Source organism: Bhargavaea cecembensis DSE10 (assembly GCF_000348905.1).
In the GTDB taxonomy this organism is placed as follows: Bacteria; Bacillota; Bacilli; order Bacillales_A; family Planococcaceae; genus Bhargavaea; species Bhargavaea cecembensis.
The window spans coordinates 1-25,950 of record NZ_AOFT01000028.1 but is presented as its reverse complement, the minus strand read 5'-3'; the positions used below and the strand labels follow the sequence as shown (position 1 = coordinate 25,950).

Annotated in this window: 24 protein-coding genes, 1 tRNA gene, 1 other RNA gene and 1 other annotated feature; of the genes, 5 read left to right on the top strand and 21 right to left on the bottom strand. The window is 56.7% G+C overall.

The window, feature by feature from the left end:
* Nucleotides 1-179: 179 nt before the first annotated feature.
* From C772_RS15650 to ffs, 6 genes are all read right to left on the bottom strand, one after another.
* Nucleotides 180-443: a pro-sigmaK processing inhibitor BofA family protein gene (locus C772_RS15650; protein WP_008301523.1), complete on the bottom strand. Its 264-nt coding sequence runs from the start codon at nucleotides 441-443 to the stop codon at nucleotides 180-182.
* A 95-nt stretch (nucleotides 444-538) separates the two neighbouring features.
* The gene (locus tag C772_RS15645) at nucleotides 539-760 is read right to left on the bottom strand and encodes a YaaL family protein (RefSeq protein WP_008301522.1); all 222 of its coding nucleotides are present in this window, start codon (nucleotides 758-760) and stop codon (nucleotides 539-541) included.
* Between the two features lie 27 nt (nucleotides 761-787).
* On the bottom strand, nucleotides 788-1,384 hold the full coding sequence (gene recR, locus C772_RS15640; RefSeq protein WP_008301521.1) for a recombination mediator RecR: 597 nt from the start codon (nucleotides 1,382-1,384) through the stop codon (nucleotides 788-790).
* 79 nt (nucleotides 1,385-1,463) lie between these two features.
* Entirely contained in the window at nucleotides 1,464-1,784 is a 321-nt protein-coding gene (locus C772_RS15635) for a YbaB/EbfC family nucleoid-associated protein (protein WP_008301519.1), read from the bottom strand.
* Nucleotides 1,785-1,812: 28 nt separating this feature from the next.
* Nucleotides 1,813-3,594: a DNA polymerase III subunit gamma/tau gene (gene dnaX / locus C772_RS15630; RefSeq protein WP_008301517.1), complete on the bottom strand. Its 1,782-nt coding sequence runs from the start codon at nucleotides 3,592-3,594 to the stop codon at nucleotides 1,813-1,815.
* A gap of 183 nt (nucleotides 3,595-3,777) precedes the next feature.
* Nucleotides 3,778-4,044: signal recognition particle sRNA large type (ffs, locus tag C772_RS16460), an RNA gene on the bottom strand.
* A gap of 98 nt (nucleotides 4,045-4,142) precedes the next feature.
* Here ffs and C772_RS15625 point away from each other — a divergent pair.
* A tRNA-Ser gene (locus C772_RS15625) sits at nucleotides 4,143-4,235 on the top strand.
* A gap of 150 nt (nucleotides 4,236-4,385) precedes the next feature.
* Here C772_RS15625 and C772_RS15620 read toward each other — a convergent pair.
* The 3 genes from C772_RS15620 to C772_RS15610 form a co-directional block, all read right to left on the bottom strand.
* Nucleotides 4,386-5,027: a hypothetical protein gene (locus C772_RS15620; RefSeq protein WP_008301515.1), complete on the bottom strand. Its 642-nt coding sequence runs from the start codon at nucleotides 5,025-5,027 to the stop codon at nucleotides 4,386-4,388.
* 99 nt (nucleotides 5,028-5,126) lie between these two features.
* Entirely contained in the window at nucleotides 5,127-5,864 is a 738-nt protein-coding gene (locus C772_RS15615; RefSeq protein ID WP_008301514.1) for an HAD-IIB family hydrolase, read from the bottom strand.
* Nucleotides 5,833-7,047, bottom strand: coding sequence for a glycosyltransferase (locus tag C772_RS15610; protein ID WP_035002693.1), 1,215 nt, complete (start codon nucleotides 7,045-7,047; stop codon nucleotides 5,833-5,835). Before C772_RS15610 ends, C772_RS15615 begins: the two co-directional genes overlap by 32 nt.
* Before the next feature lie 208 nt (nucleotides 7,048-7,255).
* On the opposite strand from C772_RS15610, the gene C772_RS15605 reads away from it, so the two are divergent.
* The gene (locus C772_RS15605; RefSeq protein WP_008301512.1) at nucleotides 7,256-8,479 is read left to right on the top strand and encodes a CDP-glycerol glycerophosphotransferase family protein; all 1,224 of its coding nucleotides are present in this window, start codon (nucleotides 7,256-7,258) and stop codon (nucleotides 8,477-8,479) included.
* A gap of 46 nt (nucleotides 8,480-8,525) precedes the next feature.
* Here the strand turns inward: C772_RS15605 and C772_RS15600 are convergent, their stop codons facing one another.
* The 3 genes from C772_RS15600 to thrC all read right to left on the bottom strand — a co-directional run bounded on the left by C772_RS15600 (nucleotide 8,526) and on the right by thrC (nucleotide 11,000).
* Nucleotides 8,526-8,930, bottom strand: coding sequence for a GNAT family N-acetyltransferase (locus C772_RS15600; RefSeq protein WP_035002700.1), 405 nt, complete (start codon nucleotides 8,928-8,930; stop codon nucleotides 8,526-8,528).
* Nucleotides 8,931-9,021: 91 nt separating this feature from the next.
* Nucleotides 9,022-9,921 carry a homoserine kinase gene (thrB, locus tag C772_RS15595; RefSeq protein WP_008301510.1) on the bottom strand — a complete coding sequence of 300 codons (900 nt, stop codon included), beginning with the start codon at nucleotides 9,919-9,921 and terminating at the stop codon, nucleotides 9,022-9,024.
* Nucleotides 9,921-11,000, bottom strand: a complete 1,080-nt coding sequence (thrC, locus tag C772_RS15590; RefSeq protein ID WP_008301508.1) for a threonine synthase — start codon at nucleotides 10,998-11,000, stop codon at nucleotides 9,921-9,923. The genes thrB and thrC overlap by 1 nt, the downstream gene beginning before the upstream one ends.
* 162 nt (nucleotides 11,001-11,162) lie before the next feature.
* Here thrC and C772_RS15585 point away from each other — a divergent pair, with 162 nt between their 5' ends.
* Nucleotides 11,163-12,533 carry an aspartate kinase gene (locus tag C772_RS15585; protein ID WP_008301506.1) on the top strand — a complete coding sequence of 457 codons (1,371 nt, stop codon included), beginning with the start codon at nucleotides 11,163-11,165 and terminating at the stop codon, nucleotides 12,531-12,533.
* A gap of 60 nt (nucleotides 12,534-12,593) precedes the next feature.
* On the opposite strand, the gene C772_RS15580 is transcribed toward C772_RS15585, so the two are convergent.
* The 3 genes from C772_RS15580 to C772_RS15570 form a co-directional block, all read right to left on the bottom strand.
* A complete protein-coding gene (locus tag C772_RS15580) occupies nucleotides 12,594-13,262 on the bottom strand; it encodes a deoxynucleoside kinase (protein ID WP_008301504.1) in 669 nt (222 codons plus the stop codon).
* Complete coding sequence (locus C772_RS15575; RefSeq protein ID WP_008301503.1) at nucleotides 13,259-13,891, bottom strand: deoxynucleoside kinase; 633 nt, start codon at nucleotides 13,889-13,891, stop codon at nucleotides 13,259-13,261. Before C772_RS15575 ends, C772_RS15580 begins: the two co-directional genes overlap by 4 nt.
* A gap of 106 nt (nucleotides 13,892-13,997) precedes the next feature.
* The gene (locus C772_RS15570) at nucleotides 13,998-15,137 is read right to left on the bottom strand and encodes a glycosyl hydrolase family 18 protein (RefSeq protein WP_008301501.1); all 1,140 of its coding nucleotides are present in this window, start codon (nucleotides 15,135-15,137) and stop codon (nucleotides 13,998-14,000) included.
* Nucleotides 15,138-15,233: 96 nt separating this feature from the next.
* On the opposite strand from C772_RS15570, the gene tadA reads away from it, so the two are divergent.
* On the top strand, nucleotides 15,234-15,779 hold the full coding sequence (tadA, locus tag C772_RS15565; RefSeq protein WP_008301499.1) for a tRNA adenosine(34) deaminase TadA: 546 nt from the start codon (nucleotides 15,234-15,236) through the stop codon (nucleotides 15,777-15,779).
* Between the two features lie 152 nt (nucleotides 15,780-15,931).
* Here the strand turns inward: tadA and serS are convergent, their stop codons facing one another.
* The 3 genes from serS to pdxS all read right to left on the bottom strand — a co-directional run bounded on the left by serS (nucleotide 15,932) and on the right by pdxS (nucleotide 20,336).
* Nucleotides 15,932-17,212 carry a serine--tRNA ligase gene (serS, locus tag C772_RS15560; protein WP_008301498.1) on the bottom strand — a complete coding sequence of 427 codons (1,281 nt, stop codon included), beginning with the start codon at nucleotides 17,210-17,212 and terminating at the stop codon, nucleotides 15,932-15,934.
* Between the two features lie 74 nt (nucleotides 17,213-17,286).
* Nucleotides 17,287-17,498, bottom strand: a binding site (T-box leader).
* Between the two features lie 51 nt (nucleotides 17,499-17,549).
* Nucleotides 17,550-19,214, bottom strand: a complete 1,665-nt coding sequence (locus tag C772_RS15555; protein ID WP_008301497.1) for a M4 family metallopeptidase — start codon at nucleotides 19,212-19,214, stop codon at nucleotides 17,550-17,552.
* Nucleotides 19,215-19,490: 276 nt separating this feature from the next.
* A complete protein-coding gene (gene pdxS, locus C772_RS15550; protein WP_008301496.1) occupies nucleotides 19,491-20,336 on the bottom strand; it encodes a pyridoxal 5'-phosphate synthase lyase subunit PdxS in 846 nt (281 codons plus the stop codon).
* Between the two features lie 117 nt (nucleotides 20,337-20,453).
* On the opposite strand from pdxS, the gene pdxR reads away from it, so the two are divergent.
* On the top strand, nucleotides 20,454-21,878 hold the full coding sequence (gene pdxR / locus C772_RS15545; protein ID WP_035002683.1) for a MocR-like pyridoxine biosynthesis transcription factor PdxR: 1,425 nt from the start codon (nucleotides 20,454-20,456) through the stop codon (nucleotides 21,876-21,878).
* Between the two features lie 38 nt (nucleotides 21,879-21,916).
* On the opposite strand, the gene C772_RS15540 is transcribed toward pdxR, so the two are convergent.
* The 3 genes from C772_RS15540 to C772_RS15530 all read right to left on the bottom strand — a co-directional run bounded on the left by C772_RS15540 (nucleotide 21,917) and on the right by C772_RS15530 (nucleotide 25,436).
* Nucleotides 21,917-23,266 (bottom strand): serine hydrolase, encoded by a 1,350-nt coding sequence (locus C772_RS15540; protein ID WP_008301494.1) that lies wholly within the window; start codon nucleotides 23,264-23,266, stop codon nucleotides 21,917-21,919.
* Between the two features lie 125 nt (nucleotides 23,267-23,391).
* A complete protein-coding gene (gene guaB / locus C772_RS15535) occupies nucleotides 23,392-24,855 on the bottom strand; it encodes an IMP dehydrogenase (RefSeq protein ID WP_008301493.1) in 1,464 nt (487 codons plus the stop codon).
* Nucleotides 24,856-24,950: 95 nt separating this feature from the next.
* Nucleotides 24,951-25,436: a glutathione peroxidase gene (locus C772_RS15530; RefSeq protein WP_008301492.1), complete on the bottom strand. Its 486-nt coding sequence runs from the start codon at nucleotides 25,434-25,436 to the stop codon at nucleotides 24,951-24,953.
* Nucleotides 25,437-25,950 lie beyond the last annotated feature (514 nt).

The window sequence follows — 25,950 nt, the reverse complement described above, 5'->3', positions numbered from 1 at the left end:
GTGCTCGCCGCGGTGCATCTCTCTGCGACAGCTTAATTATAATACCACGCCTCGTTCCGGGTGTCAACAAGAAACAATCAACTTTTTCATTTCTTTTTCGCCCCGAAAAAAGCGACTTCCCCAATATACGCCGGTCTCGGATAAAAGTCAAGCGCCGATCTGCAATTCCGCTCTTCCTCCTATAAAAGGACGGAGAGCGCGCAGACCGACGCAACGCCGGGAATGCCCAGTATGGCAATCATGAGCCCGGACATCAGATTCACCGGGACAAAAAATCCGAGGAGACCCAGACCGACGTTCAGGAGGAACAGGACCAGGAAAGCTGCGGCAAGCCGGAACCAGAAGACGGACAGTTTTTCCGCGACTGTATAAAGGATCCGCTTGTTGCGGACCAGGACGAGGAGAATGAACAGTCCAGCCGCAATGCCGATGGCAAGTTTCAAACCGATCCCATCCTTTTTCCGTTTTTCACTCCGTATCCACTGTATGCCTTCAAGTTCTCCCCTATTCAAAAAAAGACGGCGGCCGGGGCCATCCGTCACTGCTTGAGGGAGATGTTGCGCCTTCTCGCCTCTTTATATAGATAGAAATGCCTGGCCTCAGCCATCAGACGCTGCGTGCGGGCGATGCCTTCGTCGTCGAAGCGCGAAGCCTGGCGCTCAATCTCCTTTGCCTGCATCCATTCATCATGTGTTTCTTTGATGAGCCGGATCAGGCGTTCGTCATACTCACGCTTTAGTTTCTTCCTCCGGCCGAACATCCGGTGCCACTCCTTCTTTCCTGGATATCAGAGTTCCCTGCGGCCCTCGAGCGCCTTGGACAGCGTGACTTCATCCGCATATTCAAGATCGCCGCCGACAGGAAGCCCGTGTGCAATACGTGTCGTACGGATGCCGGACGGCTTGATGAGCCGGGAGATGTACATGGCCGTCGCTTCCCCTTCGATCGTCGGGTTGGTGGCGAGGATCACTTCCTGCACAGTCTCGTCCTGGAGGCGCTTCAGCAGATCCGGAATATTGATGTCTTCCGGACCGATACCGTCCATCGGCGATATTGCGCCGTGAAGAACATGGTACAGACCGTTGAAGTCGCGCATTTTCTCCATGGCGATGACGTCCTTCGGCTCCTGGACGACGCAGACCATCGAACGGTTTCGCGATTCGTCCTTGCAGATCCGGCACGGATCCGTGTCCGTGATGTGCCCGCAGACGGAACAGAATGTCAGGTCGCGCTTTGCGTCGACAAGCGCCTTCGAGAATTCAAGCACTGTGTCCTCTTTCATATCCAATACATGAAAAGCGAGCCGGGCGGCCGTCTTCGGCCCGATCCCCGGCAGCTTCATAAAGCTGTCGATCAGCTTGGAAATCGGTTCAGGATAATGCAATCTGGTTCCATCCTCCTCATGAAATATAAGAGACGGGCCGCCGCATATCGCGTGCCGGCCCGTCCGCTCGACGGAAATCTCAGAACATACCCGGGAGGTTGAGGCCCTTCGTGAACTGGCCCATTGTCGAGTTGGTCAGTTCATCGGCCTGCTTCAGTGCATCGTTGGTTGCGATGACGATCAGGTCCTGCAGCATCTCCACATCTTCGGGATCTGCAACGGACGGATCGACCGTCACTTCCAGCACTTCCTTGTGGCCGGAGACGACCACTTTGACCATGCCGCCCCCTGCTGTGCCTTCGAGGCGCTTTTCGCCGAGTTCTTCCTGTGCTTCCGCCATCTGCTTCTGCATCTTCTGCATCTGTTTCATCATGCCTTGCATATTGCCCATACCACGCATCGTATTTCCTCCTCAATATAAATAATGCTCAGTCATCATACACGTTGACGGCTTCCTTGCCGAACAGCTTCTCGGCTTCCCCGACAAGCGGATCCTGCACGGGGGCACCTGCCTCCTCCAGGAAGGCAAGCGCCTCTTCCGCCGCTTCTTCATCCGGATTTCCGGGCTCTTGCCTGTTTTCCCCGGAAGACGGCTTTTGGAGTCCGTTCTCCCGGATAAACGCTTCCCGGATCTTCAGCCAGTCTTCCTCCGGCACGAACACGACATCATACGCCTTGCCTGCCCGTGCCGACAGCCCCTGGGAAAGCGAAGCCAGGAACTCCGGGTTGCTTGCGGCCATGCCGCAGTGAATTGCATATTTGAATTTTAACACAAACGCCTTGTCCGACGCCGCTACCGGCTCGGCATCATTCAGAAGTGCCGCCTGTGATTTCTGCATGTCGCTAAGGATGGATGCCCAGTTCGATTTAATCGACCGGATATCCTCTTTCGTGGCATTGGCCAGCACATCCCGGATGCGGCCTTCCTGCACCTGGAATCCATTTTTGGACTTGGGTGCAGGCCGGCGCCGCTCCGGCGACGGGCTTTCGGCAGCTGCAGGGATACCCTGCTGGAGGCGTCGCGTCAGGTCGGATACCGTCTGCTCGAGCCGGCTGACCTGGCGCTGCAGTTCCTCCACCTCTCCGCCTGCACCGGCAGAAGCGGGTCCCGCAGCGGAGACGGGTGTTCCGTCCGCCTGGATCATCCGGAGGAAGGCTGCCTCCAGATACACCTTCGCGTGGTTTGAGAACCGCATTTCCTGCTGGGTTTCGGACAGGATGCTGATGAACGCATACAGCCGTCCTTCAGGCAGTGACTCCGAAAGCGGCATGAACCCATCCGGCTCAGAGATGATTTCAAGCAGGTCCGGCATGCCCGGCGCCGCCTTCATGACCAGAAGATCGCGGAAGAACGTGATCAGATCCTCCGTGAGCCGGACCACATCCTTTCCTTCGGATACGAGCCGCTCCAGAAGCGACAGCGCAGCCGCGGCATCCTTGCCGGAAAGCGCCTCGGCAATTTCACGGAACAATTCTTCGCCGATCGAGCCGGTGACCATCACGGCATCATCCGCCGTGACATCATCGCCGCCAAACGACACGGCCTGGTCAAGCATGCTGAGCGCATCCCGCATGCCGCCCGCGGCTGCCTGTGCGATAACCTTCAGCGCCGGTTCCTCATACGGAATTCCGCTATCATCCAGTACCTGCTCCATGCGATCCTTCAGGTCCGCCCGGGAAAGCGGTTTGAAGTCGAAGCGCTGGCAGCGCGAAATGATGGTCGGCGGAAGCTTGTGCGGCTCCGTCGTCGCCAGGATAAAGACGACATGTGCCGGCGGCTCCTCGAGCGTCTTCAGAAGGGCATTGAAGGCGCTGTTGGAGAGCATGTGCACCTCATCGATGATATACACTTTAAAACGGGAATGGGACGGGGCGAAACGAACTTTCTCGATAATCTCCCGGATCTCTTCGACACGGGAGTTGGAGGCCGCGTCAAACTCGATGACGTCCGTGTCCGAGCCGTCCGTGATTCCGCGGCAGGAGTCGCATTCGTTGCACGGCTCGTCCGTCGGTGCCTTGACGCAGTTCAACGCCTTTGCAAAGATTTTTGCCGTACTTGTCTTCCCGGTTCCCCGCGGACCCGAAAACAGGTAGGCATGGGTCGTCTTGTCCTGGAGGAGGGCATTCTGCAGCGTCCGCCTGACGTGCTGCTGCCCGCTCATCTCTCCGAATGTCTGCGGCCTGTAGGCCCTGTAGAACGCCTGATACATGTGCAACTCCCCTCCTTCCGGACACAATTTCATATGTCTCAATTATACCATACGGGTGTCCCCCGCGCCTCGATCTTCTCCAGGTTCCGCCGGAGAGTTTTCCTTTCCGGATCCGGGAAAATTTTCGGGCACACAAAAGGCCCGTCCTCATCCGGACGGGCCGATTACATGTCTATGAAAATGCCGTGCACCTTTCTTCGACCGATGCACACAAGCGTTACTCCTGTCGTTGGCTCGGTTTAGGCTGCCCCGCGGCACATGGGTTTACCCACTTAATGCTGCTTCCTTCCGGACCTGACATGGTTCGTGGGGTCCCATTGCGCAGGACCCAAACGTCTTCACTACGTGCAGAAGGCAGGCCTTGCATGACAAGCGGCCTCGGAAAGGGATTCAGTCCCGCTGGAGCGGATTGCGGGTTACAGGACACCGCTACCTTCCCACCTAGCACGGCGAGATTTATTATACGACCTGCGGAGAAAAAAATCAACCCACACCTTTCATCTCCGTTGACACAGGGAACGCATCGTGATAAATTATTTCCGTGACATGGAGGAGTACCCAAGTCTGGCTGAAGGGGTCGGTCTTGAAAACCGAGAGGCGGGTAACACCGCGCGGGGGTTCGAATCCCTCCTCCTCCGCCATTTCACAAACACGCGCATAAAGTTGAGATAGAAAAAATCCGTTGCTTCTGCAGCGATTTTTTCTCCTGATATATGATTGAAAATTTAAAAGAACCGAAACTCATGCACAAATAAAGCCGCCGGCACCCGATGCCGGCGGCTTTTTCGTTCTTATAGTCCGAACTGCCGGATGATCGCATCCGAGATCATGTCGGACATTTGGAGGGCGGCCGACTCAATGCGGTCATAGACTTCGACCTCCAGCTCAAAATTCTCCACGATCATACAGACCGCCTCGAGTTTGGTCAGGGCAAGGTGTTCGTAAAACATCGCCTTGATATCTTCCTTGCCGATATACGGATTCGCTTTACTGAGAAAGTCCACGATTTCGTCCGCGTTCCTGTACCAGTCCCGTTCAATCTGTTCCGCCTTTTCCGTTTCTCCGGCTTTGGCCGCCTTCACCAGATCGGCAGCGATGGTGAGATGCTCCCTGATGAGCGAGGCAAACTGTTCCCCTGCCTGCTCTCCGTAATACGGCTTGATCGCGTTCCCCATGTCTTCCGCATTCCGGAGCAGCCGCGAAACCGTGAATTCGGTATCCGGCAGATCAAAGACAAGGCTGATGATGGTCATCCGCGTCCAGGCAATGTGCTGTTCCCAAAGAAGCCTCATATCGGCTTTTAGCTTGGCGGCTTCAGCAGAAATCATCTGCCTCCCCGCTCCCGGCATCTGTACGGGCATCATCGGGACGGCCATAAAGCCGACAGGCTGCAGTCCCGCCATGCAGGGACCCGGAAAGTGATACCTTCTCACAGAATCTCCACCCCAAACGTTTCTAATGGGCTATCTTATTCATGACGCAGCCTGTCTGTGAACATGGAAAGAGCCTGCCGATCACGGGCAGGCTTTCTATCATCCTTTTATATCCGCGGTGTTCCCGTAGAAGTGCATCCAAGCCTCAAGGATCCCCCCCGCACACGGGCGGGTGGCCCGGAAAAGGGCGTCATGGCCCTCCGCTTCCAAAAGTTCCGGCTGGGCATTCGAGACCATCACCGCCGGATAGCCGAGCATGAGCATGTCAAGGTCATTTCCGGAATCCCCCGCGATCAGGATGCGGGCATCCCCGTCCGCAAACTTGCCGATCACGTAGCGGAGCGCTTCCCCCTTCCCGCCGCCTTCGGGCAGAATATCCACATCCCGCCCGGAGCTGAAAACATACGTATGCGGAACACCTTCCTCCAAAAGGGCCTGCCTCAGCTTTTCGGCAGGCTCACCGCCTTCGGAAAAGAAGGAGACCCGTCTTGTGTCGGGAAGGTCCTGCAGCCGGATGCCGGGAATCTTCCCCGCAATCCGCCGCACTGTCTGAGGTTCCCAGTTCTCCGTCATCCGCCGGCTCCAGCCGGGATCTTCCGCAAGCTCCGGACCGGCAAAGACGGACGTACCGACATCGGTGATAAGGATATCCGGAACCGGCAGCTCTTCCCCGCGGATGAGTTCCATGGCAGATGCCCGGTGGCGCCCCGTCACATAGGCAAGAGCAACCCGGTCGGGCAGGGAATCATAGTAATCGAGCAGTTCGCGGAGGCCCGCCTCGTCCCCGACAAATGTGCCGTCCAGGTCAGTCGCCAACAGATACCGGATCTTCTGCACGGTACAACACCTCGTAGATTTCATGAATATCGGCAGCGATTGCCGACCAGTTAAATACGTTTCTCGCGCGCTCCAGAGCCTGCCTGCCCAGGCGGCCCGCAAATTCCGGATCCCCGGCAATGCGCCTCATGCCGCGGGACAGTTCCGCCGGGTTTTTGGCCGAGACGAGAAGGCCGGTCCGGCCGTCCTGGACGACGTCCTGGAGCCCGCCGACTTCGGAAGCGATCACAGGCGTACCGCAGGCCTGGGCCTCCGCGGCCACCATGCCGAACGATTCATAGTAAGACGGAACAATGACCGCTGTTGCGTGACAGAACAGGTCGGCAAGTTCCCGCTGTCCGAGCGGACCAAGGAATGTGACGCGGTTCTCCATTCCGGCAACTGCAGCGCGAAGGCGAGCCTTCATCGGGAGCCCGCTTTTCGGGTCGATGTCCTCTGTGGCCCCGCCTGCCAGAATGAGCCTTGCATCCCTTCCTTGCCGGAGAAAGAGCCGAAATGCGCGCAGTAGTGTCAGGATGCCCTTTGTCTGCTCGAACCGGCCGGCATAGACGAACAGGGGCGATTCGCCTTTGACTGCGGCTGAAGACGCCTGTTCAAAAGACCGGCCGACTCCGATCGAGACCACTGACACGCTTGAGCGCATGCCGGCAAAGTCCAGGATCATATCTTTTTCAGTCGGTGTCGTGGCAATTACGCGGTCTGCCCGTCCGAGGATCTCTTTTTCTGCCCTCAGCCGTGCCTCTTCCACCTGTCCGGTCGCCTTTGCTTTGGCAATTCCGAGCGAATGGGAAGTGTGGACGATCCGTGTTCCGTAATCATTCCGGATCCTGAGGCCCAGCAGGCCCGAAAGCCAATAATGGGTATGGACAACGTCATAGGCGTTCAGGTCGATGATCGCTTTCATCTCTTTATAGAAGGCGGGAAGAAGTTCCAGCATCTCGGACTTCGGCACGAATTCATTGCGGCCGGCCGCAATCCGGATCACCCGGCAGGAACCGCCGAACCGCTCAACCTGCGGTGTGTCCGGGGCGCTCCAATGAGTGACAACATCGATCGACAATCCGCGTCCGGCAAGGGCCTCCGCAAGCTGGCGCACGTAGTTGTTCTGTCCGCCCGATTGCTTTCCTCCCAATTTCGCCAGAGGATCTCCATGGTCTGAAATAAACAATACTTTCTTGCACATAATCAGATGGACAACCCCTTTCCTACTAATCTCCCCTCTGAAAAACGCAGAGTAGTAATTTGGTATACCCTACTTCACCAAAAGCTAAACAAATTCTGGCATGTTTCGATTAAAACTGGGTAATGTAAAGGTAGTGTGAAGTAGAAAAAGAGAGAAACGGGTAATGTTAAGGTAATATTAAGAGTAATAGAGAGAAAGGCGGGATGTTATGGGGTTGAAACAGGAAAAATGGTATCGGCCTGCAGAAGTGGCAGTAAAGGTGGCGGCAGCGCGGGCGCTTGCCGCCTTTCTGCCCCGCCCGAAACGGGAAATCGTTCTGGTCGGAGGCAATCTGGGCGAGAAATACGAAGACAACGCCTCGGTCTTTCATGACTATCTGGTCCGGGAGCGGCCGGACCTGGACGTTTACTGGATGTATGACCCTTCAACCGACTACGTCCGGAGGGAAGGGATTCCGAACGCCATTCCCCTCGGCACCTTCAGAAATTACCTGCTGTTTTTCCGGGCTGCGTATACATTCCACGGTCATTCCCTCCTCTATGACATCGCACCCGGCATCGACCGGTATGTCCACCTCAACAAAAAGACAGTAATGACCCATATCAGCCACGGCATCGAGGGATTCAAAAAGATCCTGATCCTTCCGGAAGACAGGCCGCTGCTCAGGCGGACCGATTATTTTAACTGCGCCTCTCCCTATGAGAAGCGCATCAAGCAATACGGATGGGGAGTCCCCGAGGAAAAGCTGGTCACGACCGGCATGGCCCGTTTTGACCGTCTCAAGCCGGACAGCCCCTCTTCGGAAGTACGGAATATTCTTGTCATGATGACCTGGCGGGAGTGGCTGTTCGGCCTGTCCGATGAGGAATTCATGGAAAGCGAGTACTTCAGGCGGACGACCGGCATGCTGAACGACACGGCATTTCTTCAGATGGTCCGGGAGCGCGGGCTGAACGTGAAGGTTGCGCTACACCCCTTCATGAAACGGTTCGAGCGGTTTTTCAAAGGCTTTCCCGGATCGGAGCGGATCCGTTTTTATTCTTTTGATGAAATCTCCATCAAAGATGAAGTTGTCCGGGCCGACATGCTCCTGACAGACTATACAAGCGTGTCATGGGATTTCCTCTATCAGAACAAGCCGATCATCTTCTATATGTTTGACCAGGAAGAGATGGAAAAGCACCGCGGCACCTATCTTGACCTCGACGGCGAACTCTACGGCTACAAGGCAAGGAGCCTGCAGGATGTGACCGGACTTCTTGACCGCATCACGGCCGGTGAGAACACGAATCCGTTCTACGGAAAGTCCGGAGAATACTTTCAGTACTTTGACCATGAAAACTGCCGCAGGCTTGCAGACCGTGTCATCGGGCCGGCCCGTTCGACCGAGAAACTCAAAGTCCGCACGAAGACCGTTCCCACGGAATCATAAAAGGAGCAGTTCCCGCTCAAGGGGACCTGCTCCTTTTGATTTCTATTTAGTTTCCCGACTGACGGTCATAATTCCGGAGGATCATGCCATTTGTGCGATACATGCCGAACCGTTCATAAAATGGCACCACATCATCATCACAGCAGACGTCGATCATGTAGAGATGGTCCAATTCACCGGTCAGCCTGCGCACAAGCTCCTGTCCGATGCCGGCCCCCTGGTACCCGGGCAGCACTTCCAAAAGCGGAATATAGGCGGACAGGACGCCATCGCTCACGGCGGTGATGAACCCGGCGACCCGGCCGGCTTCCCGGTCAACGGCCACCACCCTGTGGCTGCTGTTCCGGAGAAGCCGCAGATGGGCATCCTCCGACGGCGGGTCCGGCCATCCCACAAAAAAGCCTTCAAGCATGCCGGTTGTGATTCCTTCAAGATTTGTTCTGTATTCCAATTTCAATCGGATCCGCTCCTTCTCTTTTTTAGTGGGTAAAAAGAGCGGATGATCAAAAGTAGAGCAGCATTTCCAGGTCCTCCGTTCGTGTTTACACGGTGATGGCAGCGGCGCCGGCGGACGAGGCCCGCAAGGCAATCGGACGGTATGCCGGGAACTCTCCGGCAAGCCGCTCCGCGATCGATTTTTCCGCGCCGGATTCTGTCAGTACGAATATTGACGGACCCGCACCGCTGACGGCCGTGCCGTATGCGCCGGCTTCACGGGCAAACCGGCGGATCTTCTCGAAATCCGGGAACAGCTGAGTCCGATACGGCTCATGGAACACGTCCCGCTCCATCATCCGTCCGGCAAGTTTCCAGTTACCGATGGCGATTGCCGCCGCCATCACGCCGTTGGCCGCACTGCCGCAGACCGCATCTGCGTACCGCAGGCTTTCAGGGAGAAGGCCCCGGGACTCCTCCGTCGCAAGCGGGCGGTCCGGGACGAGGACCACCGCCCCGACATCCGGATCCGGGATATGGACCGTCTCCACTTCGCCGTCACAGTAATGGGAAAACACCGCGCCTCCCATGATCGCCGCGACAACATTATCGGCATGGCCCTCGATGTCACTGCCGATCCTGACCTTCTCGTCCATAGCCAGTCCTAGCCCGTACAGATGGTCCGCCGCCTCGATTCCTGCTGCGACGGCGGTCGCACTGCTTCCAAGCCCCTTGCCGAGCGGGATCTCCGAGTGCACGGTGAGCCTGCAGGGCTCCGCCTCCACTCCGGCCCGCCGTGCGGTTTCCTGCATCGTCCGGACGATCAGGTTTTCCTCCCCGCCGGCAAGACCCGCATATTCTTCCCCTTCATAGATCACTTCCCATGCAGCGGCCTTTTCCGCCTCCACTTCCATATAAAGTGCGAGTGCAAGCGCCGCGCAGTCAAATCCTGGCCCCAGGTTCGCCGTCGTGGCCGGCACCCGGATGGCGAGCGTCGGCCGGCCCATCAGCGGGCCTCCGCCTTGATGCCGCTGATGAATGTCTCGAACTCTTCCTGTGTGATCGGCCTGCTGTCCTCGTTGGCCAGGATTGCGGTGTCCGGGTCCTTCAGACCGTTTCCTGTCAGGACGCCTACAACAGTCGCGCCCCGCTTCAGGCCGCCGGACTCCAGCTGCTTCTTGATGCCGGCGATCGTCGCGCACGATGCCGGTTCAGCGAACACCCCTTCACGCGATGCGATCAGCTTATAGGCTTCGAGGATCTCATCGTCTGTCACGGCGAGAATATTCCCGTTCGACTCTGCGAGCGCCGCCTCAGCCAGCTGCCAGCTGGCCGGGTTTCCGATGCGGATGGCCGTCGCAATTGTCTCCGGCTGCTCGACAGGCGCTCCGTTGACAATCGGGGCTGCGCCGGCTGCCTGTACGCCGAGGAGCTGCGGACGGTCCGTGCCCCGCTTTTCGGAATACTCCTTGAACCCTTTCCAGGCAGCTGAAATGTTTCCTGCGTTGCCGACCGGGAGCGCGAACACATCCGGCACTTTGCCGAGCTGCTCGATTGCCTCGAATGCAATCGTCTTCTGGCCCTCCAGGCGGTACGGATTGACAGAGTTCACGACTGCAATGTCATCGCCCCCCGTTTCCCGCACCATGCGGAGCGCTTCATCGAAGTTCCCTTCGATTTCAAGGATTTCCGCTCCGTACATCTTCGCCTGCGCAAGCTTTCCGAGCGCGATCTTTCCTTCAGGGATGACGACGACTGTGCGCATGCCGGCACGCGCGCCGTATGCAGCCGCAGAAGCCGACGTATTTCCTGTTGACGCACAGATCAGGGCAGACTTGCCCTCTTCCTTTGCCTTGGCGACCGCCATGACCATCCCGCGGTCCTTAAAAGAGCCCGTCGGGTTGGCGCCCTCGGTCTTCACATACAGGTCGATGTCCCACTCCCGGGAAAGATTGTCCAGCCGGATCAGCGGCGTGTTCCCTTCCTGCAAGGTGAGGGAAGGCGTGTCTTCCGTAACCGGCAGCCACTCCCGGTATTCCTCGATCAGGCCCTTCCAGCGCTTCGCAGATTTGTTGTTGGTTTCCATGTTGACGCCACCTCCGGATGAATGTACACTATGAAAAAACATATGTTCACTGTATAAGGACATTATAGTCCCGGAGGTTGACAGAAACAACCCCTCCGTACTATATTTTAAAACAATTCATTCTGTTATGAAATGAAATTTAAAGAGATAGGATCTGATGAGATGAAAGTGTGTAAATTTGGTGGTACTTCGGTCGCGTCGGCGGAACAGATTATGAAAGTCGCCGGCATCATCTCATCCGACCGCTCCCGTCGGATCGTCGTCGTCTCGGCTCCCGGGAAGCGGTATCCGGAAGACCGGAAAGTGACCGACATGCTGATCCGCCTGGCGGACGCTGCCCTGGACAATAAAGACACCGAACCGCTTCTTGCGGAAGTGGTGGGCCGGTTCAGCCTGATCGCGGAAGGACTCGGTATCGGCGGGGAATTCGTCTCAACAGTCGAGGAAGATCTCCGCTCCCGGCTTGCTGCGGACCGGCCGCATGCAGGCCGCTTCATGGACCTGATGAAGGCCGCGGGCGAGGACAACAATGCACGGCTCATCGCGGCCTATCTGAACCAGATCGGCATCGAAGCGGTCTACAAGTCGCCGAAAGAGGCCGGCCTCATCGTTGAGGGGCCTGCAGGAGACGGCATGGCAGATACGGAATCTTACGTCCGCCTTTCTAAATTGAAGGAAGAAACCCGTGTCATCGTCTTTCCCGGCTTTTTCGGCTATACGAAAGACGGCGTCCTCTGCACGTTCGGCCGCGGCGGATCCGATATCACGGGTGCGATCCTTGCGGCATCGACCGGTGCCGACATGTATGAGAACTTCACCGATGTGGACGGCGTCTTCGCCGCCAATCCGAATGTCGTCGACAATCCGGCACTGATCGGCAAAATGACTTACCGGGAGATGCGGGAACTTGCTTACAACGGATTCACTGTCCTGCATGATGAATCCCTCATGCCGGCATTTAACCATTCCGTGCCCGTCAACATCAAAAACACGAACAACCCGGCAGCGCCCGGGACGCTGATCGTCAAGGAACGCGAATGCAAAACCCAGCCGGTCATCGGCATCGCGGCGGACAGCGGCTTCAGCACCCTGTATGTCGACAAGTATCTGATGAACCGGGAAATGGGCTTTGGCCGCCGCCTGCTCGGCATTCTTGAAGACGAGCAGATTTCCTTCGAGCACACCCCGACCGGGATCGACAACATGTCCGTCATCATCCGGAACAAGTTCCTGACCCCTGAAAAGGAAGAACGGATCTTGAAGCGCTGCTTTGACGAACTGAAAGTGGATGACGCCCATATCAGCTCCGACTACTCGATGATCGTGCTTGTCGGCGAGACGATGCGCTATTCCAAGGGCCTTGCCGCCCGCGCCGCAATGGCGCTTGCCGGCTCCGGCACGAACATCGAGATGATCAACCAGGGTTCTTCGGAAGTATCCATCGTCTTTGGCGTGAAAAAAGAAGACGAGAAAAAGGCGCTCCGTGCGGTGTACAACGAATTCTTCGTCCCTGCACACGCCCATACCTTTTGAACCGAAAAACAAAAAGCACCGCCCTTCCGGTTAAATCCGGTCGGGCGGTGCTTTTCTGTATTACTTCTCCAGCAGGTTGGCCTGCTTCATGAAGAAGGCCATGCGCTCCACGATATCTTCTGTCGCGTCCGGATCCTTCAGGAGATCATAGTCCTTGATATCGAGGCGGAGGACCGGGCAGGCGCTGAACGAGTCGATCCACCGGGTATACCGCTCGTACATTTCTTCCCAGTAGGCAACCGGCGTCGCCTGTTCCATCGGCCGTCCGCGCTCCTTGATCCGCTCGAGGATATGGTCGAATGACCCTTCCAGGTAGATCAGCAGGTCCGGGTGAGGGAAGTATGGCGTCATGACCATCGCCTCGAACAGTTCGGTATAGGTGCCGTAGTCGACGGGATCCATCGTCCCCTTCTCGTAGTGCATGCGGGCGAAGATGCCGGTGTCCTCATAGATCGACCGGTCCTGGACAAACCCGCCGCCATATTCGAACATCCGCTTCTGCTCTTTGAAGCGCTCCGCGAGGAAATACACCTGGAGATGGAAGGCCCATTTCTCGAAGTCATCATAGAAGCGTTCGAGATAAGGGTTGGAATCCACTTTCTCGTAAGAGGTACGGAAATTCAGCGCTTCGGCAAGCGAACGGGTCATCGTGGACTTCCCGACGCCGACCGTCCCGGCAACCGTGATGACGGCATGCTTCGGGATGTTGTATTTTTCTCTGAGGTTCATTCTGTGACTTCCTTTCCGATCACCTGGTCGATCTGATCCAATATGTACGTTCTGTCCTCCGCATTATGGACAAAGTCATACTTGTCTCCGCTAAATCGCAGCACCGGAATTTCCGGATGCGCGGCCTCGAACCGGTCGATGAAGACCTCATAGTCCGCCGACAGCTGCTTCATGTATTCCGGGTCCATGTTTTTCTCGAAATCCCGGCCCCTCATGGCGATGCGCTTCATCAGTGTGTCCAGCCCCGCATGGAGGTAGACGATGACATTCGGCATTGGCATATCCTGCGTCAGGATACTGTAGATCTGCTCGTATTTTGCATACTCGCCGGGCTTCAGCGTTCTTCCGGCGAAGATGAGATTCTTGAAAATATGATAATCCGCGACGACGGGCTGGCGGTCATCCAGCACCTTCTTAATGTCACTGAGCTGTTTATACCGGTTGCACAAGAAGAACATCTCTGTCTGGAAACTCCATTCGTCGATGTCTTCGTAGAATTTATTGAGGAACGGATTTTCATCCACGATTTCCTTCAGCAGCCGGAATCGGTGCGTTTCCGCGATTTCGCTGGCGAGCGACGTCTTGCCGACACCGATCGGCCCTTCGACCGCGATAAACGGAACATGCATCCGGATTCCCTCCCTTTCTTGAGTTGACACTTCATTTTATCACAGGCGGCCGGACGGGCATACGAAAAAAAACCGGGTCCATCTCCGGTAGAAGATGGATGCCGGCTCAAAGCTGTTTCACGTGGAACATTTCGTCGAGCAGTCGCCAATTTTGCGGGAACGGGAATGACAAATGCCAATAGGAAATGCCCATGAGGCCCAATTCCTTGATCAGGTCGAATTTTGCCTTGATGGAGCGGGCATCCTCAAACCAGACGACATGCTCCTTGCCGTCCCGCCAGTAATTGAAAAACGGCGCCTGTGATGTCTCGTCGTACTGGATCGCGGCATTGCGTTCCCTGGCCCGCACGAGGGCAGCCTGCGGGCTCAGTCCCTGTGCCGGCGGGTTCCCCGGCTCGAACGGCAGCGTCCAGTCATATCCGTACAGGTTCTGGCCCATGAGAATCTTGCTTGGCTGGATGACGCTAACGGCAAACTCGAGAACGTCACGGACGGGCCCGATCGGCGACACGGCCATCGGAGGACCGCCGCTGTATCCCCATTCATACGTCATGACAACGACAAAATCCGCGATGCCGCCGATTGCCCCGTAGTCATGCCCCTCATACCAGACGCCCGGCTGGTCGGCGCTCGTCTTTGGCGCAAGGGCGACCGACAGTGTAACCCCCTCATCCAGCTGGCCCTTCAGTTTCCGGAGAAACGCCGTGTATGCGTCCCGGTTCTCCCGTCCAAGGTATTCAAAGTCCATATGGACATCTTTTGCCCCTTTTTCCCGGACGAGTGTATTGATTTCTCCAATAAGGCGGTCCTGCGCGGCCTCGCTTGCGAAAATCGCCTCTGCGATTTCCTGGCTGAATGCGCCCTCCTCCAGGTTCATGACGACGATTGCCGTCGCGGCACCCGCGGCTTCCGCCGCTTCTTCGATTCCTCCCCAGTCAAATAGGACAAGCGAGCCGTCCCGCCGGACCTCGTAGCCCGCCGGCATGACATAGGTCAGGAGCCCTTCCCTTTTCCGGATTTCCTGGATCAGAGAGGCGGGCGGTGTCTGTGTGTACCATTCCGCGTAGCCGTTCACAGTGATTTCCGGCCGATCGGCTGGCGGCGTCTGGGGAATGACCAGCGCCTGGCCGATGACGAGGACATCAGGATCCGGCAGTTCGTTGGCTGAAGCGATGTCTGCCGCCGGCACCCCGTACTGCCGGGCGATCGTATAGAGGCTATCCCCCTGCCTGACAACATGAATCATTGGTTTCCCTCCTTGGGCAGTCCGGTCCATCATATGCCGGGAAACGGAAAAGCGTGATACACTAGGGGGAAATTCAGTTGTTCAGGAGGTTCCGGGATGGACACGAACGAACCGTTAACGAATGGCGCCGGGGCGTCCGAGCAAGACCTTCAGTTCATGGGGCAAGCCATCCTGGAGGCAAAAAAAGCCGAGGCGATCGGTGAAGTCCCGATCGGGGCCGTAATCGTCCGGGACGGCAAAGTGATCGCCGCCTCGCACAATCTCCGTGAGCGGGACCAGGAAGCGACCGCCCACGCAGAACTTGCGGCCATCACCGAGGCGTGCCGGAAAACCGGCAGCTGGCGTCTGGAAGACACTGTCCTTTATGTCACCCTTGAGCCTTGCCCGATGTGCGCAGGCGCCATCCTGCAGTCCCGCATCCCGCGGGTGGTCTACGGGGCGCGCGACCCGAAGGCAGGCTGCGTCGATTCGCTCTACCGGCTGCTCGACGACCCCCGTTTTAACCACCGGTGCGATGTCACCGAAGGGGTGCTCGCCGATGAATGCGGCGCCCTTCTCACAAACTTTTTCCGGGGCATCCGCAAACGCAGGAAAGCCGAAAAGCAGGCGCGGAGGGCACTGGAGTCGGAACAAGGGGAATAAGACGGAGCTTGGAACGGAATGGAACCCATTTTGGCTCCCCTGCACTTGACCACCCTAATATTAGATTCAATCATGCCTGATATTAGCCCTTTTCCATAAGCAGAACAGTTAAAAATCCCCGCAGCCTCCTAAAAGGACTGCGGGGATTTCCGTTATTTCGCTTCGATTTTCTCTTTGCCGCCCATGTAAGGACGGAGTGCTTCAGGGATAATCACCGAACCGTCTTCCTGCTGGTAGTTTTCGAGGATGGCGGCAACGGTGCGGCCGATGGCAAGTCCGCTGCCGTTTAGCGTATGGACAAATTCAGGCTTCGCGCCCTGTTCGCGGCGGAAGCGGATATTCGCGCGGCGCGCCTGGAAGTCCTCGAAGTTCGAGCAGGACGAGATCTCCCGGTAGACGCCCTGTGTCGGGATCCATACTTCGATGTCGTACTTTTTCGCGGCGGTGAAGCCGAGGTCTGCGGTGCACATCTTGAGGACACGGTACGGGAGTCCAAGAAGCTGCAGCACCTTCTCCGCATGGCCGGTCAGCTTCTCGAGCGTTTCATACGATTCTTCCGGCTTGGCGAAGTGGACGAGCTCAACCTTGTTAAACTGGTGCATCCTGATGAGTCCGCGGGTATCACGGCCGGCAGAGCCCGCTTCCGAACGGAAGCACGCGCTGTACGCCGCATAGGCATGAGGCAGGTGAGCCCCGTTCAGGATCTCGTCGCGGTGGAAGTTCGTCACCGGAACTTCCGCCGTCGGGATCAGGAAATAGTCTTCCTCTTCGATGAGGAACGCATCCTCTTCGAACTTCGGCAGCTGCCCGGTACCGGTCAGGCTTGCGCGGTTGACCATGTAAGGCGTCAGCATCTCTTCATAGCCGTGCTCTTCCGTATGGAGGTCGAGCATAAATGCGGCAAGTGCCCGCTCAAGCTTTGCCCCTGCGCCCTTATAGAACACAAACCGGCTTCCCGTCGTCTTCGCGGCACGTTCGAAGTCGAGGATGCCGAGATCCGTGCCGACTTCCCAGTGAGGTTTCGCTTCGAAGCCGAATTCCGGCAGTTCGCCCCACTTGCGCACTTCGACGTTATCGTCTTCGCTTTCGCCGACCGGCACACTTTCGTGCGGGATGTTCGGCACGCGCATCATGATGTAGTTCAGGTCTTCCTCGACGTTACTCAGCTCTGCGTCCAGTTCCTTGATGCGGTCGCCGAGCTCGCGTGTCTTCCTGATCGCCTCGTCTGCGTTTTCCTTGTTGCGCTTCATCTCGGCGATTTTCTGGGACGACTCGTTCCGCTCTGCCTTCAGTTCCTCAACCTGCGTGATCAGCTCACGGCGCCGTGTATCCAGGTCGCCGAACCGTTCAAAATCTGCCAGGTCCTCCCCGCGTTTTGACAGTTTCTCTTTGACTTCTTCGTAATGAGCCCTTACATACTTGATGTCCAGCATGTTGGCCGCCTCCTATCATTCATTGTCCGGCGATGAGGGAAATCCGGGCACATAAAAAGCCCCCGTCCCCTATAAAAAGGGACGAGAGCCACCCGCGTTGCCACCCTGATTGGCCGCAGATCGCGGCCCGCTCAATGGAATAACGGTCCATGTGCCGGCCGGGCCTACTGCTTGGTTCAGCCCGGCTGCTCAGGGACGGATTCACGGACGCCCCTGCCGGCTCGCACCACCCGCCGGCTCTCTGAAAAAGGCGTTTCCCGCTACTGCTTCCCCTCATCGTCTCAAGTGTGAAATTATCCTCACTGTACTATAAACAGGGGGAAATGGCAAGCGGGACTCAATAGACGCCGACTGCGCTGAACGCCTGTTTCACGGAAGCGACTTCCGCGCTGGACGAACCGTACAGGTCGGTTGCCGCGCGTACGGCCGAGGCGCGGAAATGGCTGTAGTTCGACGTCGGCGTCAGGTACTGCGTGAGCGTGCGGTACATGATTTTGCCGACTTTGTCATTGCCCACGCCGTTGACCTTCACGCCGTAGTGCGTGCCGCCGTTTGCGAGGAGATAGGCCATCTTGTTGCCGATGCCGGAGTTGATGTGCACGCCGCCGTTATCCTGCGTGCCCGTGTAGCGCTTGGAGTAATGGTCCGGGTCTCCGGCAAGTGTCGGGTCCGCCATCGAGCGGAGCGCATCCCCCGGTGTGCCCGGCGTATAGATATCCTCGCCCATCAGCCAGTCCGGGTTGTTGTTGAAGTGGTACTCGGTAAGCGTCCCGAAAATATCCGACATCGACTCGTTGATTGCACCCGACTCGTTCTGGTAGATCAGATCTGCCGTGAAGTCGGTGACGGCATGCGTCAGTTCGTGGGCGACCACGTCGAGCGAGCCTGAGAATGCACGGAAGTTATAGCCGTCCCCGTCGCCGTAAACCATCTGGGAACCTGTCCATCCTGCGTTGTTGTAGCTGCGTCCGTAGTGCACGGTCGATACAAGTTCCGCACCCGCATTGTCATAGCTGTTGCGGTTATGGACATTCCGGAAATAGTCGTATGTCCATGCGGCGTAGGTATGGGCGTCGACCGCTGCCCGGTCATAGGAAGTATTAAAGCGGTTGTCCGCATCCAGCCATAGGGATCCCGGGATGCGTGTCTGGTTCCGTCCGTCATACGTGTAGATGCCGTTTCCTCGCGTGCCGTCAAACAGATAGTAGCCGTCTGCCGTGCTGAACGTCTTGAATGTCTTGGAGTCCCCGAGGACGCCCGTGCCGGAGCCGGTCACGACTGTGCCGCTGATCGCGTCTGTGCCGCCCTTATTCTTGCCGCCTTTGGCCTCATGCATCTCATTCAGGCTCTCGATGATTTCGCCTGTCTTGGCATCGACGAATACAAGGAAATTCCCTGGTGCCGGATCAAGGACTTCAAACCGCATCTGGTAGGCATACCGCGCCTCCCCGTCCAGCGCATAAATGACCAGTTTCGGACGCTCTTCGTTCTCGAACTTGTCCACCTTGTCGCCCAGCTTTTTCTCGACCGCTTCCTTGCCGATTCCGTAGGCATCCGCCTTCGTGACTTTGTTCTGGCCGGCAAGGGACGACTTCTTGTCCAGGTTTGGCACTGCCGTGCCGGAGACAGCCGTCAGCACGCCGTTTTTGTCCACATGTGCGGTCAGCACAGAGCCGAAGACCGGTGTCCCCATATGCTTTTGCTGGAGACGGACATGGGTGTAGCCGAGCTCATCCTTTTCCTCGGAGATGACTTCAAACGAGGAAGCCGCCTCCCCGCTGTAGCCGAACAGCCCCTTTTCTTTTTTCAGGTAATCATGGACGATGGCTGCCGCCGGCTTTGCGGATGGTTTCGTCAGTTCTCCCGAAACAAGGTGCGGAACGTTCAGTTCCTCGTTTTTCGAGATGGTTACGCCCTGCCCGGCCGCCGACGCCGGCCCCGCAGCGAGTGACAGCGCCATGATGGCTGCCGCTCCAATTCCTGCAAGCTTTCGTTTGTTCATTCCCTCTTCACTCCCCTGATCATGTGATGTCTCCGTATGTACGGTAGGACTTCATCATAAGGGCTGTTCAGAATTGTTTTAATAGGCTGTTGAACTCTATTTCCACTTATGTCCAGTGCTATCTATTTTTCATAATAAATGGTAATGCAGTGAGGAAATTATCACCCAAAGTCTTCCAATATTAATTCTTTCTTTTATTTCTTCCGATCGGGAGGGTGAAATTCCCTATAAAGAACAAACGGCCGGAAGAAATCTCTTCCGGCCGTGCCATATGGCTCAGATGCCGCGCTCGCTCATCCGCTCGCCTGCTGCAAGTGCGCCGATCTCAAGCCCTTTCATAGGTGTTCCGATTCCCTTGGACAGTTCGCCGATAAGCGCATAGTCCTTATAGTTCCGTGTCGCCTGTACAATGGCCTCCGCGAACTTCTCCGGGTTATCCGATTTGAAGATGCCGGATCCGACAAAGACACCGTCCGCGCCGAGTTCCATCATAAGTGCGGCATCTGCTGGCGTCGCCACCCCGCCCGCGGCATAGTTGGTCACCGGCAGGCGCTTTTTCTCGCGGATTTCAAGAAGCACATCGTACGGTGCACCGAGGTCCCGGGCTTCCGCCATCAGCTCATCATCGTTCATATGGACAATGCGGGTAACCTGGGCGTTTACCTTTCTCAGGTGACGGACCGCCTCGACGATGTTGCCGGTCCCCGGCTCGCCTTTTGTACGGAGCATCTGCGCCCCTTCGCCGAGACGGCGAGCGGCTTCCCCGAGATCACGTGCACCGCAGACGAACGGTACGCTGAAGCTGCTTTTCAAAAGGTGGAACTCCTCGTCTGCAGGCGTCAGCACCTCGCTTTCGTCGATATAGTCGATACCCAGTGCCTCGAGTACGCGCGCTTCCGAGATATGGCCGATCCTTGCCTTTGCCATGACCGGGATTGACACCGCACTCTTGACTTCCTCGATGATTCGCGGGTCCGCCATGCGCGCAACACCGCCTGCCGCACGGATATCGGACGGAACGCGCTCCAGCGCCATGACCGCGACCGCTCCGGCCGCCTCCGCCACTTTCGCCTGTTCTGCATTGATGACGTCCATGATGACGCCTCCATATTGGAATTGCATGTTGATCGTCTCCCCTTTTTTGTTATGTTCTGTCTTCTATTTCAAGTATAATGGGATTTGACCATATTAAAACATCCAGTTCCGACTGACTTGGTAAGGTCAGTTTTAAGAAAGGTGATGCATATGCTCATTGTCCCGATCCGGAGAGACAGCGGGGATCCGATTTACGCACAGATTTATGAAGGGATCCGCCGCATGATACTCGAGGGCTCGCTTACAGTCGGTGCGAAGCTGCCTTCCAAGCGGAAGTTCGCCGAACACCTCGGCGTCAGCAACACGACGGTTGAGCTCGCCTACGAGCAGCTTCTGGCAGAGGGGTATATCACCTCAAAGCCGAGAAGCGGGTTTTACGTGCAGGATGTCGGCGAACTTCCTTATGCCCAGCCGGCCGAGGATCAGAAATCGGCCCCTTCCCCGCAGAAGAAGAAAGTTGAATACCGGCATGACTTTTCCCCGGGCCGCATTGACACCGCGGCCTTCCCTTTTGACGAGTGGAGGCGTCAGGCCAAGAACCTCATCGATCCGGCATCGGCCGAATTTCTGCTTCTCGGCCATCCGCACGGTGATCCTGAGCTTCGCAGGGAGATCGCGACTTACCTGAACCATTCCCGAGGCGTCCGCTGCACTCCCGAACAGATCATCATCGGATCGGGAACGGAACAGCTGATGCCGCTCATCATCCGCCTGCTTGGGCCGTTTACGGTGTACGCCGTCGAAAACCCGGGCTATCCCCTGACGCACCACCTGTTTCGCCAGAACGACCGGATGACCGTCCCCATCCCCGTAGACGGCGAAGGGATTGACGTCGGCATCCTGGAGGAATCGGCGGCGGATGCCGTCTATGTCACGCCGGCACACCAGTTTCCGACAGGCGCTGTCCTGTCCGCCAAGCGCAGAAGCCGTCTGTTCGGCTGGGCGGCCGGAAAACCGGGGCGCATCATCATTGAAGATGACTACGACAGCGAATTCCGCTATGGCGGCATCCCGGTGCCCGCACTCCAGGGAATGGACCGCCACGGCCGCGTCCTTTACCTCAGCACGTTTTCGAAATCGCTCATGCCCTCACTACGGATTGCCTATATGGTGCTTCCGGAACCGCTCATGGAGCGCTACGACGAACTGTTTTCCCTTTATTCATCAACCGTGCCGCGGCTCGACCAGCAGATGCTTGCAGGGTTCATGGCGGACGGCTCGTTCTCACGCCACCTGAATCGGATGCGGAAAGTGTACAGGCGCAAGTACATCGCCCTTACCGCCGCACTGGGACCGTATGCCGCCTCCGTGAGCCACGAAGAGAGCCAGGCGGGCATGCACCTCCGCCTAACCGTCAAAAGCTCCAGAAGCGCCGGAGAGCTTGTCCGGCTGGCAGCGGATGCCGGCATCCGTGTCCAGTCTGCAGCCGCCTACTCCATCGCCAGGACGGAAGAAGAGGGTCTGCCGGAGATTGTGCTCGGCTTCGGCAGCATCCCCGAAACAGATATCCCGGAAGCCATCTGCCTCCTGATGGAATCATGGGGAATCAAAAAAGACGGAACGGCCTGATCGGGCCGTTCCGTCTTTTATGTAGCGGGGAAGGAGGATCAGAACAGACCCTTTACCCATCCGGTCGCCTTGTCCCAGATTCCGGAGAAGAAGTCGCCGATTGCCTGGAGCGTCAGCGAGAACCATCCCGCTTTTTCGACGCTTTCCTTGGTGACGACATCAAACGAGGCAGGAGTCCCGTCCACATTGCCGTAAACCGGCTCTCCGTCGGCATGGACGATATTCGCCTTGCCGACGACCGTGCCTTCCTTGACAGGCGCCTCCAGCTCACCGTTTTTCAGCTTGGATTCATCTGCGGTGAATTCCGCCGTGTACTTGTCTTTCTCGGAGGATCTCACAAGCATCGTGACCGGCTCCTTGAGGCCGATCTTGACTTCACTTTCCTCACCCTTGTTCACGGGAAGTGTTTCATTTCCTTTGAACTTATGGTCTGCAGGCAGGATCTCTTCCTTCACAAACTGATTAAAACCATAGTCGAACAAAGAGCGGGCTGCATCAAAGCGGGCCTTGTAGGAGCCGTTGCCGTTTTCGTCAACCGCCTTCATGACGACTGCGATCAGGCGGGTATCGCCGCGCTTGGCCGTTCCCGTGAACGCATGGCCGGCAAGGTCGGTCGTCCCTGTTTTCAGGCCGTCCACGCCTTCATATTCATACACGAGGCCGGGCAGCATAAAGTTCCAGTTGTCCATCTGGATGGCATCGGACGTTCCTTCGCGGAACACCTTCTTCGGGATGCTGGTCGTCTCGAGAACTTCCGGATAGTCCTTCAGGAGATGATAGGCGAGGAGCGCCACCGACTTCGCCGGCATGACGTTCTCGTCATTTTCTCCCGTGCCCTTCGGATGCATGCCCTGCAGATAGGAATTGTTCAGGCCCGTCGAGTTGACGAACTTGTAGTCTTTCAGGCCGAGCTCTTCGGCTTTTTCGCTCATCAGCTTGATGAATTCGGTTTCAGATCCGGCCAGTGTCTCCGCAATGCCGATCGTGGCTCCGTTTGCCGAGTAGATGGCAAGCGCCTCGTACAGCTCCTGGATGGTGTATTTCTCACCGTTCCGGAGCGGGACGTTGCTCAGGCGACGGTCCTGCGAAACGGCATAGGCATAGTCCGAAACGGTATATTCCTGATCCCAGGTGATCCGCCCTTCCTCAATCGCCTCAAAAAGCAGGTACTCCGTCATCATTTTGGACATGCTGGCGATGCCGAGCGTCGCATCTTCGTTTTTCCCGTAGAGAATCTGGCCCGTATCGGCATCGACCAGGATCGCAGCGTCTACACGCAGGCCAAGATCCTCTGCTGCATCAGCAGAGCCGGGCGCAGAAAATATGGTCATCATAAGAACAGGCACGACCAGGAGAATCGCGAGTGTTCTCTTAAACATGTAATTCAATGTGGTCCCTCCGAAAACTTATTTCAACCGCTTTATTTTATCATAGAACAGGCTGTGCCGCTTGCAGGTTCCCGAAAAAAATGCCTTTCCGCCCAATGAAGAGCGGAAAGGCATGAAAGTCAGGTTTACAACGAATAGTTGGGTGCTTCTTTGGTAATCTGTACATCGTGAGGATGGCTTTCGCGGAGGCCGGCGCCCGTCATGCGGATCAGCTGGGACTCTTCACGGAGCGACTCCAGATCTTTCGCACCCGCATAGCCCATGCCGGCGCGGATTCCGCCGACCAGCTGGTGAATCGTATCAGCAAGAGGCCCTTTGTACGGCAGCCGGCCTTCGATTCCTTCCGGTACAAGCTTTTTCGCGTCTTCCTGGAAGTAGCGGTCCTTGGAGCCCTGTTCCATCGCCCCGACAGATCCCATTCCGCGATATACCTTGAAACGGCGGCCCTGGAAGATTTCCGTCTCGCCCGGGCTTTCGGTCGTGCCTGCAAGGAGGCTGCCCAGCATGACAACATGTCCGCCTGCTGCAAGTGCCTTGACGATATCACCGGAATACTTGATGCCGCCGTCAGCAATGATCGCCTTGCCATGCTTGCGTGCTTCTGTAGCGCAGTCATAGACGGCCGTGATCTGAGGGACACCGACGCCTGCCACCACACGGGTCGTGCAGATCGATCCCGGTCCGATGCCGACTTTCACGACATCGGCGCCCGCTTCATAAAGGGCGCGTGCGCCTTCTGCCGTTGCAACGTTTCCTGCCACGATATCCAGTTCCGGATAAGTTTCGCGGATCTGGCGGACCGTATCGATGACACCCTTGGAATGGCCATGTGCCGTATCAATAACGATGAGGTCAACCTCCGCCTTGACAAGCTTCTCAAGGCGAACCATCGTATCGGAGGTTACTCCGACCGCGGCGCCGACAAGAAGGCGGCCCTGGTAATCTTTCGCCGCTTTCGGGAACTCAATGACCTTCTCGATGTCCTTGATGGTGATGAGACCTTTCAGGATGCCTTCCTCATCAACAATCGGGAGCTTTTCGATTTTGTACTTCTGGAGCATCTTTTCCGCTTCCGCAAGCGTCGTTCCGACCGGTGCGGTCACCAGATTCTCCTTGGTCATGAAGTCACTGATCTGTCCGGAATAATCTTCGATAAACCGCATGTCGCGGTTCGTGATAATGCCGACCAGCTTCAGTTCCTCTTCATTGTTCACAATCGGCACGCCGGAGATCCGGTATTTGCCCATGAGATGCTCGGCATCGAATACCTGATGCTCGGGCGTCAGATAAAACGGATTCGTGATGACGCCGTTTTCTGAGCGCTTGACCTGTTCCACCTGCTCCGCCTGTTCCTCGATGCTCATGTTCTTGTGGATGACGCCGATGCCGCCCTGGCGTGCCATGGAGATCGCCATCTTGGCTTCGGTAACCGTGTCCATTCCGGCACTGATGATCGGGAGGTTAAGCTTGATTTTATCCGTCAGCTGAACCGAAAGATCCACTTCCTTCGGCAACACTTCCGATGCCGCCGGAACAAGCAATACATCGTCAAAAGTCAGGCCTTCTTTGGCAAACTTGTTCTCCCACATGTCGATTTTACGCCCCCATATCGCTGAATATTATTGTTAGGTTATCAACGTGAAATTGGGCTGTCAAGAAACATCCGGAAGTAAAATTATTCCCATTATTCGCTTAGTTGATTCTTGATGTCGCCGCGGATCTTTTCCGGCTTCGTCTGCGGGGCATAGCGTTCAATCGGACGCCCGTCCCGGCCGATGAGAAACTTCGTAAAATTCCACTTTACTTCTCCGCCTAGAAGTCCCTTTGTTTCCTTTGTAAGGTACTGGAAAAGCGGATCCGCTTTTCCGCCTTTCACGTCGACCTTTGCATACATCGGGAATGAGACACCATAGTTCCTTCTGCAGAATTCCATCGTCTCATCGATATTGTCGAACTCCTGATTCATGAACTGGTCGCTCGGAAAACCAAGAACCGTAAAGCCTTTGTCCCGATATTCCTCATAAAGTGCCTGGAGGCCGTCAAACTGGTCTGCAAACCCGCATTTGCTTGCCGTATTCACAATCAGGACAACCTGCCCCTCATAGTCGGAGAGTGCCTTTTTGGTGCCGTCTGTCTGTTCTACTTCAAAATCATAGATGGTTGCTGCCATTTCCCACCACTCCTCTCATTGACTTTAAACTTACCGCGGGAGCGTATCGGATGGCAAAAGATATGAATCCGGGATGCGCTGGTTATTGTCAGTTGTGTGAAGGATCTGCAGGCGGTTCTCTTCTATGAATCTCCTTTAATGTAGATCCGAAACTTATTTACAGACAGTCGGAGAGCGGTCGGGGAACGCTCGTGTAAAAGGAGGCTGTCTAATAAGTCATTAACGCGATAAAAAAAGCAAACGGCACGGACTCTGGTCGCTTACCGCGGGCCGGCGCCGAGCCCCGCGTAAAGCGGGTCTCGACAGCCCGGTTTTTCCCGCAGGACAGAAAAACCTCCCCGAATCCGCCTCGCACGAAGGAAATGCGAAGCATTTTCGAGGAGTCTCCCGGCGTCCGTGCCGTTTGCTATATCATGTGCTGAATATGAGTTTCCGGACAGCCCCGGCTCCGGGAATCAGTCCTGCGGACTGTTTATTACGCACAAAAAAACCGCCTCCATAAGGAGACGGCCTT